The following is a 15,719-nucleotide window of genomic DNA, read 5'->3' as shown; positions in this document are numbered from 1 at the left end:
TCGTTTGCAAAAGCGGCAGGCTTTTTATCAGGACAAATCCTTCTGGAAAATGGTATAATAAAGGCAGATAAAAACAGGAGATGAAAAATATGGAAGAGGATAACGCACAGCAGCGGAAATTTAAAAAAATGACGGAGACGCCTGTGGAGCCGCTGATCTGCCGGATGGCGGTTCCCACCATTATCAGCATGCTGATCACGTCGATTTACAATATGGCCGATACCTTTTTTGTGGGGCGCATTGGCACCAGTGCCACAGCGGCAGTGGGCATCGTGTTTTCACTGATGGCCATTATCCAGGCCATTGGTTTTTTCTTTGGACAGGGTTCTGGCAATTATATTTCCAGAAAACTTGGCGCCCGGGAGGTGGAGGAGGCCTCACGCATGGCGGCAACCGGGTTTTTCAGCGCGCTTTTGACCGGGGCGGCGGTCATGGTTCTGGGCTTTTGTTTTTCGGAGTCCTTCTGCAGGCTGCTGGGAGCCACAGAAACCATCATGCCCTACGCTCAGGACTACATGCGCCTGATTTTAATCGGAGCGCCTTATATGACGGCAGCGCTGGTGCTCAACAATCAGCTCAGGCTGCAGGGCAACGCCTTTTACGCCATGATCGGCCTGGTCAGCGGCGGTCTTTTGAACATTGCGCTGGACCCGCTGTTTATCTTTGGCTTCGGACTTGGTATCAGCGGCGCTGCCCTGGCGACGATTCTCAGCCAGCTCGTGAGCTTTTTCCTCCTGCTCTTGGGGTGTAACCGTGCAGCGGGCAATCTGCCCATCCGTTTCCGGCATTTTTCACCAAGCCTTGCCCGGTACCGCGCCATCGTCAACGGCGGCTTGCCAAGCCTCTGCCGGCAGGGGCTCGCCAGTGTGGCGACCATCTGCCTGAACACCGCAGCCGGCCCCTTTGGCGACGCGGCCATTGCGGCCATGTCCATCGTCACGCGGCTGACCCAGTTTGCAGCCTCAGCGGTACTGGGCTTCGGCCAGGGCTTTCAGCCTGTATGCGGCTTCAACTATGGAGCCAGGCGCTACGACCGCGTACGCCGGGGTTTTTGGTTCTGTGTGGTGGTGGCCTCGGTGGTGCTGGTGGTGCTTTCCAGCCTTGGCGAGATTTTTGCCCCAGGGCTTATTTCACTCTTCAGGGCGGACGACGCACAGGTCATCGCCATCGGTGCAAAGGCTCTGCGCCTGCAGTGCATTACCTTTCCACTTCTGGGATGGGTGACGCTGTGCAACATGCTGCTCCAGAATATCGGAAAGGTCACACAGGCCAGCATCCTCTCAGTGGCCCGCCAGGGGTTGTTTTTCCTGCCGCTGATTCTGCTTCTGCCAATGGCGCTGGGGTTGCTGGGGGTTCAGATCAGCCAGCCCATCGCCGATGTCCTGACCTTTGCCATCGCCATTCCGCTTGTCCTGCCGACACTGCGGTTTCTGCGCAGGGGAGAGACGCCAGAGGCTGAAAAAAGTTAAGGATTTTTAATATTTTCGGGTATAACGGTTTAAAATACGGTTTGTCAGAGATCATTCACGAAAGGAAGTGAACCCCATGCTTGAGAGACTGAAAACATTGCTGCTGTCCACCGGGGACTTCAGAGAAATTGAGTTTGACGACGAAAATTTCCGGGAACTGCTGGCCCTGAGGGGTGTTGCACAGAACCCAAAATACCACCCCGAGGGAGATGCCTTTACCCATACCATTCTGGTAATGAACCAGGCAGCCAGGCTTCGCACCCAGGCACGCAGCCCTTTTGCCTTTATGCTGGCAGCCCTCTGCCACGATTACGGAAAGGCGGTCTGTACAGTGGAGAAGGACGGGAAGATCGTGTCCTACGGCCATGAGAAAAGAGGGCTGCCCCTGGCCCGGAGCTTCATGGATCGTTTTGGCCTGGACCGGGAGACGAGCCGGCTGGTGCTCAACCATGTGGAGTACCACATGCGCCCAAACGGCCTGTACCTGCAATGCTCATCGGAAAAAGCGACAAGGCGGCTGTTTAAGAAGTCGTTATGCCCGGAGGATTTGCTGCTGCTGGCAAAGGCGGATTCATCGGGGCGCGGACTGGGCGGCCCGACGCGGGATTACAGCGACAATGAACAGTGGCTGAGGGAACGCCTGGAGGATTTTCGCTGCTGGCAGAGGGAGAATGAAAGCCAGAGAGCGGACCAGCCCGTATCGTGACGATACGGGCTGATTTTGGATGGAGGCCAGCGCGCCAGAGCCCGCAGGACGGTTTTTTCTTCCTCAGGTAAAAGGCTTCATCACTTTAGTTTTTTGATATGCTGTGAATCCGTATAAAATATGTCTGAAGGCTGCCCGGCGCGCGTTAAGAAAAAGTGCGGAAGTGTAAATTGCATCTGGTAGACTTTGAGGCGTAAGCTTTGGTAAAATATTGCTTGAGTAAGAGAGGAGGCCAATGATGACTTTAGGAAACAGCTTGTACAAAGCAAGGAAGAGGACCGGTTTATCACAGGAGGAGGTTGCGGAGAAACTGGGCGTAAGCAGGCAGACGATCTCAAAATGGGAGACGAATGAGACCCTGCCCGACATACGCCAGTCTAAGCAGATGGCGCAATTGTACCATTTGTCACTGGATGAACTGATTGATTTTGACGTCGATGTCAAGGAAATCGAGGAAATGATAGAGCACGCGAACGAAGAAAAGCAGAAGAAAATGGACTGGACAAAGCTCTGGGGAAAGAAGTATCCAATTTTGACAGTCTACAAAGAAGAGGTTGACATCAGCCAATACGCTCCAAGGCTGAGAGAAATGCTTGGTCAGTTAGAGAGCGACTATCACTACAGCACACTGGACGCAATGCTGGTTTTAAAGGATATTCTCGCCCATATGTGGAACGACCAGGGAAAATAAACCTTGGATTATCACAGCAAGATGCAATGAAGCTTCAAATCAGCCCGTATCGTCACGATACGGGCTGATTTTTAAAGGGACGGATGGCGTAAAAATCAAATATTTTTTGCGGAAAAACCGCGTAAAATCAGGCTTTTTCAGTTTATGGCCGGATTTCGGAATAAAAAAAGATTGACAACCGTAAAAAACGGGTCTATACTTAAAGCCATCAAGAGTACCAAAAAATATACATTGACTCCGGCAGACTGACATAAGGGGTATGGCGTAAAAACTGCGGAGTAAAGGAGGGAGGTACCATCAAATATACAAAAAAATGTACAATTGAATATCGTTGATTTATGGAGATTTGGAGAGAAAATGAACGAAATGAACTTGGGGGAAATATGAAAAATTATATTTTGGTAATTGATGAGGGGACGACTGGGGTTCGCGCGCTAATTTATGACCGCGATATGCGTATGCTGGATTTTGTCTATGAAGCCCTGGAGCTTATCTATCCCGAACCGGACGAGGCTGAGGTGGACGCCAATGAGATTTACGACAAGACCGTGAAGGTCTGCCGGGCAGTGGTGGAAAAATGCGGTGTTGCGGCTGAGGACATTGCCGGTGTGGGCATTACGACCCAGCGTGCTTCCTGGACCATGTGGAACAAAGAGACAGGGGAGCCGCTGCACAACGCGGTGCTGTGGTTTGATAACCGGGGGCGGCACCAGAAGCAGAAATATATGGACGACCCGGTTTTCAGCGGAAGCTTCCCCGGGCTGGCTGAGGCGCTGCCGGGCTTTTACGTGCCGCTGATTCTGGATAAAATCTGTGACGACTCGCCGGAATTTGCCGAAGAGCTGAAAAAGGAGACCACCCTGTTTGGCAACATGGACACCTGGCTTATCTGGAAGCTCACAAACGGAGCAGTTCATGCCACCACAGGCAGCATGACCAGTGCGGGCATGATCTATGACAATGAGCACTGCTGCTACAATCTGCCCTTTGTCGGCTATTTTGGGTTCCGTGAGGAGATGCTGCCAGAGGTATGCGAGGAAACCGGCTTCTTTGGCAATATGAGCGCGGATATCCTGGGAGTGGAAATCCCCATCTGCGGAGCCTTTGCCGACCAGCAGTCTGCCATGTTCAGCCAGGGGTGCCTGAGCCCTAACACCATCAAGTGCACCATGGGTACCGGAACCTTTGTGGACATCAACGTGGGCAGCGAGATCAAGACTGTGCCGGGACTGAGCAGCATGATCAGCTGGAATATGGGCGGCGAGCGGCTCTATCTGCTGGAAGGGCAGTCCTCAACAGCGGGAACCTGCCTGGAATGGGCAAAAAACAAGTTGAAATTCTTTGATGATTTTTCAGAGATGGACGATCTGGCCGAGTCCGTGGACGACAGCGGCGGTGTCTATTTCATTCCCGCCCTGGCTGGCATGGCCTTTGCGCCTTACAATGACGAGACCGCCAAGGGCGCCTTTATGGGCATCGGGCCCGGCGCTGACAGGCAGCACTTTGTGCGGGCCATGCTGGAGGGCATCGCTTTTGCGGGTGTGCTGTTTATGGAGGAGGCTGCCAAAATGGGCGTGGGCATTGACGAGATCAAGGTGTCCGGCGGCGTGACTAAGAGCCGCTCTGTGCTCCAGACCATGGCGGACGTTACCGGGGCCAGGGTTATAAGGCCCAAATCGGTGGAAGCCACCGCTCTGGGGGCAGCTGAAGCCGCAGCCATCCAGCTGGGATGGATGAAGCCAGCAGACGTAGAAAAATATTTGGAAATTGAACAGGTCGTCGTACCTGGAGAAAACAGTGAAAAGCTGCAGGAGACTTATCAGAACTGGAAAAAGGTTGTGGAGCGGACCTTGAACTGGGATTGCTGACACACCGCAGCTGAAAGGAAGACAAAATGCAGGAGACAATCGAACAAGAAGTGAAGAAAGCCTTTCCGGGTATCCCAGTGTCCCTGTCGGTGGACGCGCGTAAAATCGTCACCGTCACAGGCGAGTGTGACACCTGGGACCAGGTGGTGGACATCGGGCATTTGATCGCAAAGCAGGAGGGTGTCCGGAATGTGGTAAATGAGCTGAGCGTTAAGGGCATGGCGGTTCCGAAAAAGGACTATACCGCCTGCCGTGAGCAGGGTGAAGCCATCGGCGTTATTGACGATGTAGATGTGTTGATCATCGGCGCGGGCATCAGCGGCTGCGGCATTGCCAGGGAGCTTTCCAAGTATCAGCTGAGTATACTGGTGGCCGAAATGTCTGACGATGTGGCCACAGGCGCGACAAAGGCCAACAACGGCAATATCCATCCCGGACACGCGGCCAAGCCGGGCACCTTGAAGGCCAGGCTGAACGTGAAGGGGAACCGGATGTATACGAGGTGGGCAGAGGAGCTGGGCTTTGAGCTCCAGCGCTGCGGCTCCATGGGGGTCATCACCGAGGAAGCTCTGAGGCCGGCCTTGAAAGCCGCTTACGATGTGGCGGTGCTCAACGGCGTGGACGGCGTGGAGCTGGTGGACGGCGCCCGTGCCCTCGAAATTGAGCCCAGGCTGGCGGATGCCGGTGTGACCAATCCCCTTGAGGCGATCTGGTTGCCGAGCATGGGGCTGGTGGAGCCCTACGAGGTGGCGGTCGCTCTGGCCGAGAACGCTGCGGATAACGGCGTGCGGTTCCTCTTTAACTGTACCGTGGCCGATATTCTTACCGAAAACGGCGAGGTTAAAGGGGTAGTGAGCTCCAGGGGCATTATCCGTGCGCGGTACGTGATCAACTGTGCCGGAGTCTACGCGGACGAGATGTCTGCCATGGCCGGGGATAAATCCTATACCATCCACCCCAGAAAGGGCACCATCGCCATTCTGGACAAAAACAAGACGCCCGAGTTTGACGTGATCACAGAGATCACGACCCTGGAACGCATCCACCGCGAGAAAAACGCGGAATCCAAGGGCGGCGGCATGTGCCGGACGCCGGAGTGGAATATCCTGCTGGGGCCCTCGGCCACCGAGACCCCAGACAAGGAGGACAATGCCACCACCGAAGCGGACCTGCGCTACGCCATGGGCATCAATCAGAACGAGCGCGCGGGCTACGGCGATATTATCCGGATTTTCGCAGGCACCCGTCCGGCAGATTATAAGGAAGATTTCGTCATTGAAATGTCCGACGTGACCCACGGCTTCATCAATGTGGGAGCCATCCAGTCACCGGGGCTGGCCTCAGCTCCAGCCATCGCGGAGCTGGTGGAAAATATCCTCCTTGAGGATATGGCCGCCTGCAAAAGCCCGGCGCAGAAAAACCAAAGCTATAATCCCATTCATAAAAAGCGCCGGAACTTCCGCCATCTGAGCCGTGAGGAACAGGACACCCTGATCGGGCAGGATCCGCGCTATGGCCGGATTATCTGCCGCTGCGAATCCATTACCGAGGGCGAGATTCTGGACGCCATCCACTCGCCGGTCATTCCTCAGTCCATTGACGCCATCAAGCGCAGGACCCGGGCGGGAATGGGCCGGTGCCAGGGCGGCTTCTGCCAGCCAAGGGTATTGGAAATATTAGCCAGAGAGCTGGGCCGCGAATGGACTGAGATCAATCTGAGAAATGAGGGAACCAATATTCTCGTTGACACAAGCCGTCCCGCCGCGCAGAAAGAGGGTGAAGCATTATGAAAGAGATGAAAATAGATATTGCCGTGATCGGCGGCGGCCCTGCCGGTATGGCGGCAGCACTGGAGGCCAGGCGTCAGGGGGCCGGAAAGGTCATGATCATCGAGCGGGATATTGAACCGGGGGGCATCCTCCAGCAGTGTATCCACGATGGCTTTGGCCTGCACCGGTTTAAGAAACGCCTGTCCGGAACGGATTACGCCCAGCGCTTTATCGACGAGGTGGAGGCCAGCGATATTGAAGTGCTTCTGGATACCATGGTGCTGGAGATCACAAGGGACAAGGTGGTTTACGCCTGTAACAACCGGGACGGCATGATGAAAATCCGCTGCGGTGCTGTGATCCTGGCCATGGGATGCCGGGAACGGACCGCCAGCCAGGTGCTGCTTTACGGTTACCGGCCGGCCGGGGTTATGACCGCCGGTTCGGTTCAGCGCTACATTAACATGGAGGGCTACCTGCCAGGCAAAGAAGCGGTTATCCTGGGCTCCGGCGACATTGGTCTGATTATGGCCAGGCGCATGACCCTTGAGCATATTAAGGTCAAGGGCGTTTACGAGGTCATGCAGGACCCGGGCGGGCTGACCCGGAACATTGTCCAGTGTCTGGACGACTATGGCATCCCGCTGCACCTTGCCACCACAGTCACCTGGATCCATGGTAAGGAGCGCCTTGAGGGCGTGACCGTGGCAAAGGTGGACGAGCACCGGAAGGTGATTCCCGGGACAGAGGAATTTATTTCCTGTGACCTGCTGGTGCTGGCCGTCGGCCTGATTCCGGAAAACGAGCTGTCCGTTAAGGCCGGCATCGAGATGGACCCAAGGACGCGGGGCCCGGTGCTGGACAACCACTTTATGACCAGCGTTCCCGGCATTTTCGCGGCAGGCAACGTGGCGGTGGTCTTTGACCTGGTGGATTATGTGTCCGAATCCGGAGAGATCGCTGCGCGGGGAGCGGCCGCCTACCTGAACGGCACTCTGGACACTGAGGCCGAGGCGGTGGAAACCGTTCCGGGAGAGAATGTGAATTTTATTGTGCCCCAGCGCGTGCGCGCGGGCAGCCGGGAGGAGACCACCCTGTTTATGCGGGTAAAAAAACCGGAAAAGAGTGTGCGGCTCACCTGCGAAAACGGGGGTGAGACACTGGTATCCAAAAAACTGAAAACCGTGGCGCCGCCGGAAATGGTGGCCTGCACCGTGACGCCAGGACACGACGCGCCGCTGGTGGTGGATGTGAAGGAGGCGTGAGCATGGTTAAAAAAGAATACATCTGCATTGTGTGCCCGAACAGCTGCCGGCTGGAGGTCACCGATGACCATGGGAGACTGACCGTGGAGGGCGCGGGCTGTAAGCTGGGCACCGCCCACGGCGAGAAGGAATATAAAAATCCAGAGCGGATGCTGACCACAACGGTGAACATCGAAGGCGGCACGCACAGGCGACTGCCAGTCATCAGCGCCTGCGAGCTGCCAAGGGATAAAATGGAGGACTGCCTGAAGGTGCTTTACAGCCGGACGCTTAAAGCGCCGGTGGCCTGCGGGCAGGTGATCGAACAGAATATTTGCGGGACAGGGGTCGATATCGTCGCCTCCCGGTCAATGAAGGAGAGAGGTTAAATTATGAATAAAGAAGCACTTGTACAGGAACTGGGAAAAATTGTAGGAGCGGACAGAGTCTCAGACAGCGAGCAGGCTGTTTTGGACGCCGCCAAGGATTATATCGGCTACCGCCGCTATGAACGCGACGATAAAAAATATTGGGTGCCCCGCGCGGCCTGCGTGGTCCGCCCACAGAGCACCGAGCAGGTCGCTGAGGTGCTGAAATACTTGAACGATAAAAAAATTGACGTGGTGCCGAGAACCGGCGGCTCCAGCGTTACCCGCGGCATCGAGCCCCGGCAGGACGGCGTGATCCTGGACGGCTCAGACATGAATGAGATCATCGAGGTCAATGAGGAAGACATGTATGTGACGGCCAAATGCGGTACGCCTCTGGAGTACCTTGAGGGCTACCTGAATAAGATGGGCTACACCACCGGGCATTTCCCGCAGTCCCTGCCTCTGGCACAGGTGGGCGGACTGCTGGCAACGCGCAGCATCGGCCAGTTTTCCACACTTTACGGCGGTATTGAGGATCTGGTGGTGGGTCTGGAGGCAGTGCTGGCTGATGGCAGTGTAATCCGGATTAAAAATGTGCCGAGACGCTCAGTCGGGCCAGATCTGCGCCACCTGTTCATCGGCAGCGAGGGGCTCCTGGGCTTTATCACCGAGGCTTCTGTGAAAATCTTCAAATATATGCCTGAAAACCGCTGGATGAAGGCTTATGGCATAAAGGGCATGAAAAACGGCCTGGCTCTTATCCGCGATATTATGGTGGCTGGCTACAAGCCTGCAGTTGTCAGGCTGCACGACCCATTAGAGGTCGCCGACCAGATGGGCGGCGTTGCGCCTGAGGGACACTGTATGCTGCTCCTGCTGGCTGAGGGGCCGGCAGGCATCACCAGGGCTACCGGTGAAGGCATTGAGGAGCTGGCATCCAAATACGATCCTGTGGATATGGGCGCCAAGCCTGTGGAAAACTGGCTCGTACACCGCAATGATGTCTGTGACGATATGGATAAGCCAAAATTCTACGACATGGGCGTTGTGGCCGATACCTGTGAAATTTCCGGCAACTGGTCAGAGATTGGCAACATCTACGACGCAGTGCTTGAACGCCTGCCGCGGGAAATGGAAAACGTGGTTTTCCTGGGCGGCCATTCCTCCCACAGCTACATGCAGGGTACCAATATCTACTTCCAGTTCGCCTTTACCGTGACAGAGGGAGCCCAAAGCGTGGAAGGCGACTATATGAAGCTGATTGGCATCATTCTGGACGAAACCCTGAAGCGCGGCGGCAGCATTGCCCACCATCATGGCTCCGGCAAGTACCGCACCCAGTTTATGCCTCGGGAGCACGGCTCATCCTATCCGCTCATGTACCGGCTCAAGGAAGCCATGGACCCCAACCATATTTTAAATAAAGGCGTGCTTTTAGTAGAGGAAAATTGAGCCGGAATTTGTTATAATTAAATAAGACTGCATTTAAAACTGCACCCTCCTCCAACAGACGGCCAGAAAAGCCCGGAGAGAGGGTGTGGTTTGATCTGGTTTTAGGGCAGAAGCCTGGAAACAGGAATAATGACAACACAAAAGGGGACAAAATGAAAATTTGCGTATGCTTTAAAATTGTACCAGACCTCGATCAGGTTCTGGAATCGGACTGGAGGGATATCTCCCAGGGACTGGACACCAGCTATGTGAAAAAAATGATCAATTGCTTTGATGAGACAGCGCTGGAGATGGCCCTGCGGCTTAAGGAAACCGCAGCAGACACCGGGGCGGCGTGCACTGCCGTAACGGTTGGCGGCGGCCTGGCAAGCCTGATGAAGGGGCTGTACGCTGTGGGCTACGACCGGGTGGTCAATATTCCGCTTGAGCGCAGAGAGTTCTGCCCCGAGACCGTGGCGGCGCTGCTGGCCGGTTTTATAAAAAGCGGGGATTTTGATTTGGTGCTTTTCGGAAAACAGGCCGGCATGGCGGACAGCGGCATGGTGCCGCCGCTATCGGCTGAGCTGCTGGGGCTTCCCTTTGTCGGAGATACGGCAGCGGCATCGTTTGAAGGCGGGCAGCTTGTGCTTGAGCATGAGACTCCGGCGGGGCTGGAAGTCCTGAAACTCCAGGGCCCGGTGGCAGCTTCTGTGGGTGACGCGGAGTACGCTTACCTGAGAGTGGCGACGCTGCGGGAGAAAATGGCCGCGTCCAAACGGGACATTGAGGAGTGGCCCGCTCTGCCGGCAGAAGATACGGTTCTGCCAGCTTTCAGCCGGGAGAGCAGTGCGAAGGAGTGTGTCATGATCGAGGGAGAGAGTGGTGCGGCCAAGGCCGGCGCAGTGTATGAAAAATGGATTAAGGGGATGATATCATGAAGGCAGCCTGTGTTTTTACAAGAGAAGACGATATCCTGAAAACGGCCGGGCGCATTAACGCCTTAACCGGTGCCCTTGTGGCAGAGAGCGCGTTGCTGGAGGCCTGGTATCTTGGCGATGCCAAAGAGGGCCTGGCAGAGACAGCCCGGTGTGTGGCCGGCATCGGTACAGTGGTGCGCTGCCCGGTGGGCAGCGGGGCCCTGCCTGAAAACTGGCTGGACAGTCTGGAAGCCCTGTACCGGGAGCGGCAGCCAGAGCTGCTGATTTTTACAGCCGGCTCCGGAGTGCTGGCAACGCGGCTGGCCGTAAGGATCGGCGGGACCTGTCTGACAGGCTGCCGGACCCTGGGCAGGGATGCGGAGGGCCTCTGGGTCCGGCGCCCGGTTTACAATTCACATGCCGACGCGGTCAGCCGGCCTCAGGGACGGCCGCTTGTATTGTCGGCTTCCAAGGCCGGGCCGGTATCGGAGAGCCCTGTTGAAGAGACAGAACAGGCTGCCATTACAGAGGTGGGCCCTGTGCTTAAACACTACGGCTACTGCCTGGACCGAAAGCTCAAGGCCAGCAGGGCAAAGAACCCGCTGGAGGAGGCAAAGCTGGTGCTGGTAGGCGGCAGGGGCCTTGGCTCCAGAGAAAACTACGCGCGGCTGAAGCAGCTGGCCCGGGCCTGGGGCGGCGCCTGCGGCTGCACACGGGCAGCCGCCATCAATGGATGGGCCGACGTGGCGGACATTATCGGCCAGTCCGGCCATGTGCTCAGGGCTGAGCTGTGCATCACACTGGGCGTGTCGGGCGCGGCGCCCTTTATGGCTGGGCTTGAGAACGTCAAAAATCTGGTGGCAGTCAACAGTGATCCTGATGCACCGGTTTTTAAAGCCGCCGATTATGGACTGGTGGGCGATGCACTGGAGGTTTTAGAGGCCTGGGAAAAGCAGGCGGAGGAGCAGAAAGATGAAAATTGAAGCGATGACAGAAAAATATGAGCGGTGGCTTGGGGACGAATCCCGTATCCGAGGCAGGGCAGACGCGGTCTGCTTTCCAGAAAGCTTTGAGGAGGCCCGGGAGGCTGTGAGCCATGCCCGCAGGGCCGGGCTGCATATTACGCCCCAGGGCGCCCGCACCGGGCTGACCGGGGGAGCAGTGCCGGAGGGCGGCCTGGTTGTGGACTGCCAGGGACTGAAGGACCTGGAGCTGAGAGAAGGACCGGTTCTTTACGCCGGGGCAGGTGCCACGCTTACGCAGCTTCATGCCCTTTTATTGAAGGAGCCCTGGGTATTCCCGCCGAACCCAACCGAGGAGAGCGCAACCCTCGGCGGCATGTTTGGCTGCAACGCCATGGGCATCGACGGGCAGAGGACAGCGTCCTGGGTCCGGAAGCTCTGGTGGCTCACAGCCGCAGGTGAGGTCTGGGAGATCGGCCGGGGCAGCTATGTCTTTGATGACAGCGGCTGCGCGCTGCCGGACGGCGGCCGCCTGAGCTGTGAGACCTTTGAGAGCTCCGGCGTGCTGAACGGACTGGTGACTGTCAAACAGATGGACTTGATCGACTTTCTGGCAGGGACTGAGGGGCAGCTGGGCATGGCCCTGGCCTTTGAGCTGGAGCTTGCGAAGAAGCCGGACTGTGATTGGGGTGTGCTGTATTTTCTGCCCACAGACCCGGCGGCGATGGCGCTCTGCCGGGCAGTGGCTCAGGCTGAGAACAGCGGCAGTGTGACGGTGATGGAATACTATGACAGGGCAGCCCTCAGCCTGCTCTCCGAGGGGCGTCACAGCGCCGCGGCGCTGCAGGAGCTCCCGGAATTCCCCCAGGGCGCTGGTGCCGCGGTCTATGTCGAGCTGGCCGGGGACGATCCCGATGTACTGGAGGGCGCGCTGTTTGAGCAGCTGGATATTTTTGAAGGGCTGGGCGGCAGTGAGGAACAGACCTGGGCAGCCAGCGAGCGCTATGAGATCGATCGCTTCAGAAAGCTGCGGCATGTGGTGCCAGAGCTGGCCAACGGAAAGACCGATTCCTTCAGCCAGGCTGTGCCCGGGCTTACCCGCCTGTCCTCAGACCTGAAGGGGCCGGCGGAAAAGGCAGAGGACTATCTGGAAATGTACCGCGGGGGCATTGCCCAGAGTGGCGCACACGCTGTGATATACGGCGCGGCGGCACAGAACCGTTTCCATGTTAATTTTCTGCCAGAGACACCGGAGGAAAGAGCAAAATGCGAGGTTCTGATGGCAGAATGGGCAGCCCGGGCAGCCGCGGACAGGGGCCAGATTATCACCGAAAACGGCGCGGGCCTGCTAAAGCGGGAGCTGGCCCTGCGCTTTGTACCGGAGGCGGTAAAGCGCCAGATAAAAGCAGCGAAGGAAGCATTCGACCCGGAGGGCGTTTTTAGATGAAAATAATCGTGTGTATCAAACAGGTTCCGGCGCTGTCAGAGGCCAGTATGGACAAAGAAAAGGGCGTGCTGGTGAGGACCGGCGAAAATAAGCTCAATCCCTATGACCTGCCGGCCATCGAGACGGCTCTGCGGCTGAGAGAGGCCCTGGGTGGGGAGGTAACAGCGCTGACCATGGGGCCGGAGTCAGCTGAGCAGGCCCTGCGCACTGCTCTGGCAATGACTGCGGACCACGCCTGCCTCATGAGCGACCGGGCCTTTGCGGGGGCCGACGTGCTCATGACAGCCCGGACGCTGGCCCAGGGGATTAAAGCCCTGGGCGGGGCAGACCTGATCATCTGCGGGCAGCAGACCACCGACGGCGATACGGCCCAGGTGCCCTTTTCGCTGGCGGAGCAGCTGAACATCCCGGTCATTGGCTGGGTACGTGAGATTGTGAGCGCTTCAGAGGATCGGCTGGAGGCCCGCCAGGAGCTGACCGGGAGGACCTGCCGGGTGTCCGCTGGGCTACCCCTGGTGCTGGCTGTCAACCCGACTATCTGTGAAGCGCGGGTGCCAGGGCTGCGGGCTAAGCTGAAAGCAGGCAAGCAGGCCGTACAAAGGCTGGTTCTGGGTGATTTGGAGCAGCAGGACAGTGAAACCTACGGGCTCTCAGGCTCACCCACCCGGGTGGTGCGCCTGTTTCAGCCGGAGACAACGGCTAAAAATCCGGTTCTGGAGCTGACAGACAGCCAGGGTGCGGCGCTCTTGCTGGATGTGTGGAAAAGCGTGAAGGAGGCAGGTAAGTGAGGACAGCGTTAATCTATTTACAGGAAGGCCCCGGCGGACTGCACCCGGTATGCGCGGAGCTGGCGGCAAAGGCCACAGAGCTGGCCGGCGATACCGCTGGCGTGCTTATCTGCCGGGAGCTGACCGGAGACCTCACAGCGGCACTGCGGAGCAGCGGACTGAGCAGGGTTTACCTTTATACGTTTCCGGCGGTTTCCGCGTTTCGGCAGGAGGCGCACAGAGCGGCCGTGGCCGACTGTGTGGAAAGGGTGAAGCCTGAAATCCTGCTCTTTGGTGCGACCCTTGAGGGGCGTACCCTTGCCCCCATGATCGGGGCGGCCTTTAAGACAGGAGTGACGGCAGACTGCACAGAGCTTTCGATAAACAGCGAGGGGCAGCTGGTACAGACCCGTCCGGCTTTTGGCGGCCGCATTATGGCCAGTATTCTGACCAAAACCGCGCGCCCCCAGATCGCCACAGTGCGCCAGGGCGTGTTCAAGGCACAGCCCAGAGCGTCCGGAGACTGCGCGGTCATCCCCTGTGAGCTGCCCGGGGAGCTGCGGCCCCGGCTGCAGACCGGGGACGATGGCGCCGCGCCGGTTTTAGAACAGGGCAGACGCCCCGTGGTGGTGGCGGTGGGCGGCGGCCTGAAGGACAAGGCCGACCTTGTGCTGTTTGAACAGCTGGCCCAAAAGCTGGACGCGGACCTGATGTGCTCCCGGGTGCTGGTGGAGCGGGGCTTTCTGAACCAGGGAAGACAGATCGGACTCAGCGGCAGCGCCATCTCGGCAGAGCTGCTGCTGTGCTTTGGCATATCCGGCTCCGTCCAGTTTTTATCAGGTGTTAAGGGCGTTAAGCGCCTTTGCGCCGTCAATGAGGATCGGGAGGCTGAGATCATGAAAAACGCGGATTATCCGGTGCTGGGCGACCTGTACGGTGTGGCCCGGGCCATGCTTGCGGCAGCGGGTGATTGACAAAAGCGGGATGCCGTGCTATTGTAAAACGATATTGAAAGCATGAGGAAAAACCAATGAAGCCAACCTTTTATAAAAAAACAGGACTCGCTACCATTAACATCGCGCGGGATTTTTACACCATGCAGCCCGGCGACCGGGTGCCGACCATCGCGGAGTATACCCAGCGCTTTGAGGTGTCCCGCGGTATTGTCCAGAAGGCCATTGCCACTCTGGAGGAGGACGCGTGTATCCAAACACAGAAGAACGGAGTCAAGGGCACCTTCGTGACCGGAATTGACTATGAAAAGCTCTACCCTTATACCAACTGGGGATCGCTGACCGGCACCATGCCTGTGCCTATGACCCTTTCCTTTTCAAGCCTGACCACAGCCATCTGTGAGGAGATGGAGAAGAGCCCCTTTCCTTTCTCCTTTGCCTATGTCACAGGCTCCGAAAAGCGTCTGGCAGCCCTAAAGGAGATGATCTATGACTTTATCATTGTGTCCAAGAGCTCGGCAGAGCGCTACCTGAGCGAAAATGATTTTCTGGAAAGGGCCATCGAGCTGACCGGCTGTATCTATTCTGAGCCCTATGTGCTGTACTTTCTGGATGACCAGAAAACAGAGATTGAGGACGGCATGCGTATGGCGGTGGATTGTAACAGCATTGACCAGTATACCATTTCCCAGAAGCTGTGTGAGGGAAAGGATGTGGCGTTTGTCCAGACACCCTATGCCAGCTTCAGCGAGCTGCTTGTCAAGAAAAATGTGGACTGTTTTATCTACCGGCGGGACGGCTGGTACAACAATTTTCAGCCTGACCTCAACCAGCGGGTTGTGGAGCTGCCTGGCTATCCGCTGGAGGAAGTGACGACCCCGGTGATTTTGATCAACCGGGAAAATTACGGCTTTAAAAAGCTCCTCAGCCAATACATCACCGTGGAGAAAACCCATGAAATTCAGGAAAAAGTGATCTCTGGCGAATGTGCTGTCAAGTTTTTTTAGGAAGACCAAAAAAGAACCCGTATCGCGGCGATACGGGTTCTTTTGTTTTTTGTCTATTAAAAATTAAATAATATACTTTACAAAATGATATTATACGTTGTATAATATCATTAACGA

The 15,719-nt window shown here is 56.9% G+C and carries 14 protein-coding genes; all 14 read left to right on the top strand.

The features are described 5' to 3' along the window. Nucleotides 1-89 precede the first annotated feature (89 nt). The gene (locus tag FYJ53_RS15465) at nt 90-1,469 is read left to right on the top strand and encodes an MATE family efflux transporter (RefSeq protein ID WP_207707253.1); all 1,380 of its coding nucleotides are present in this window, start codon (nt 90-92) and stop codon (nt 1,467-1,469) included. Nucleotides 1,470-1,545: 76 nt separating this feature from the next. Then, nucleotides 1,546-2,175 (top strand): HD domain-containing protein, encoded by a 630-nt coding sequence (locus FYJ53_RS15460; RefSeq protein WP_148427435.1) that lies wholly within the window; start codon nt 1,546-1,548, stop codon nt 2,173-2,175. A 235-nt stretch (nt 2,176-2,410) separates the two neighbouring features. Next, a complete protein-coding gene (locus FYJ53_RS15455) occupies nt 2,411-2,866 on the top strand; it encodes a helix-turn-helix transcriptional regulator (protein WP_337926991.1) in 456 nt (151 codons plus the stop codon). 383 nt (nt 2,867-3,249) lie between these two features. Further along, nucleotides 3,250-4,734 (top strand): FGGY family carbohydrate kinase, encoded by a 1,485-nt coding sequence (locus FYJ53_RS15450; protein WP_180493404.1) that lies wholly within the window; start codon nt 3,250-3,252, stop codon nt 4,732-4,734. Between the two features lie 26 nt (nt 4,735-4,760). After that, complete coding sequence (locus FYJ53_RS15445) at nt 4,761-6,524, top strand: FAD-dependent oxidoreductase (RefSeq protein ID WP_148427439.1); 1,764 nt, start codon at nt 4,761-4,763, stop codon at nt 6,522-6,524. Beyond that, complete coding sequence (locus FYJ53_RS15440; protein WP_090410979.1) at nt 6,521-7,768, top strand: NAD(P)/FAD-dependent oxidoreductase; 1,248 nt, start codon at nt 6,521-6,523, stop codon at nt 7,766-7,768. Before FYJ53_RS15445 ends, FYJ53_RS15440 begins: the two co-directional genes overlap by 4 nt. Nucleotides 7,769-7,770: 2 nt before the next feature. Next, nucleotides 7,771-8,136: a DUF1667 domain-containing protein gene (locus FYJ53_RS15435; RefSeq protein WP_013379196.1), complete on the top strand. Its 366-nt coding sequence runs from the start codon at nt 7,771-7,773 to the stop codon at nt 8,134-8,136. A gap of 3 nt (nt 8,137-8,139) precedes the next feature. Continuing rightward, complete coding sequence (locus FYJ53_RS15430; protein ID WP_090410980.1) at nt 8,140-9,570, top strand: FAD-binding oxidoreductase; 1,431 nt, start codon at nt 8,140-8,142, stop codon at nt 9,568-9,570. 152 nt (nt 9,571-9,722) lie between these two features. Then, a complete protein-coding gene (locus FYJ53_RS15425; protein ID WP_143074392.1) occupies nt 9,723-10,487 on the top strand; it encodes a hypothetical protein in 765 nt (254 codons plus the stop codon). Next, nucleotides 10,484-11,449, top strand: coding sequence for an electron transfer flavoprotein subunit alpha/FixB family protein (locus tag FYJ53_RS15420; protein ID WP_148427441.1), 966 nt, complete (start codon nt 10,484-10,486; stop codon nt 11,447-11,449). The genes FYJ53_RS15425 and FYJ53_RS15420 overlap by 4 nt, the downstream gene beginning before the upstream one ends. After that, the gene (locus FYJ53_RS15415) at nt 11,439-12,875 is read left to right on the top strand and encodes an FAD-binding oxidoreductase (RefSeq protein WP_148427443.1); all 1,437 of its coding nucleotides are present in this window, start codon (nt 11,439-11,441) and stop codon (nt 12,873-12,875) included. Before FYJ53_RS15420 ends, FYJ53_RS15415 begins: the two co-directional genes overlap by 11 nt. Then, entirely contained in the window at nt 12,872-13,663 is a 792-nt protein-coding gene (locus tag FYJ53_RS15410; protein WP_148427445.1) for an electron transfer flavoprotein subunit beta/FixA family protein, read from the top strand. Before FYJ53_RS15415 ends, FYJ53_RS15410 begins: the two co-directional genes overlap by 4 nt. Beyond that, nucleotides 13,660-14,616, top strand: coding sequence for an electron transfer flavoprotein subunit alpha/FixB family protein (locus FYJ53_RS21910; protein WP_148427447.1), 957 nt, complete (start codon nt 13,660-13,662; stop codon nt 14,614-14,616). Before FYJ53_RS15410 ends, FYJ53_RS21910 begins: the two co-directional genes overlap by 4 nt. Before the next feature lie 56 nt (nt 14,617-14,672). Continuing rightward, entirely contained in the window at nt 14,673-15,602 is a 930-nt protein-coding gene (locus FYJ53_RS15400) for a YhfZ family protein (protein ID WP_013379203.1), read from the top strand. The last annotated feature ends 117 nt before the right edge of the window (nt 15,603-15,719 follow it).

This window comes from Eubacterium sp. BL-380-WT-2B, from assembly GCF_009696115.1.
Taxonomy (GTDB): Bacteria; Bacillota; Clostridia; order Eubacteriales; family Eubacteriaceae; genus Eubacterium; species Eubacterium callanderi.
This window is presented reverse-complemented; position numbering and strand designations above follow the sequence as displayed.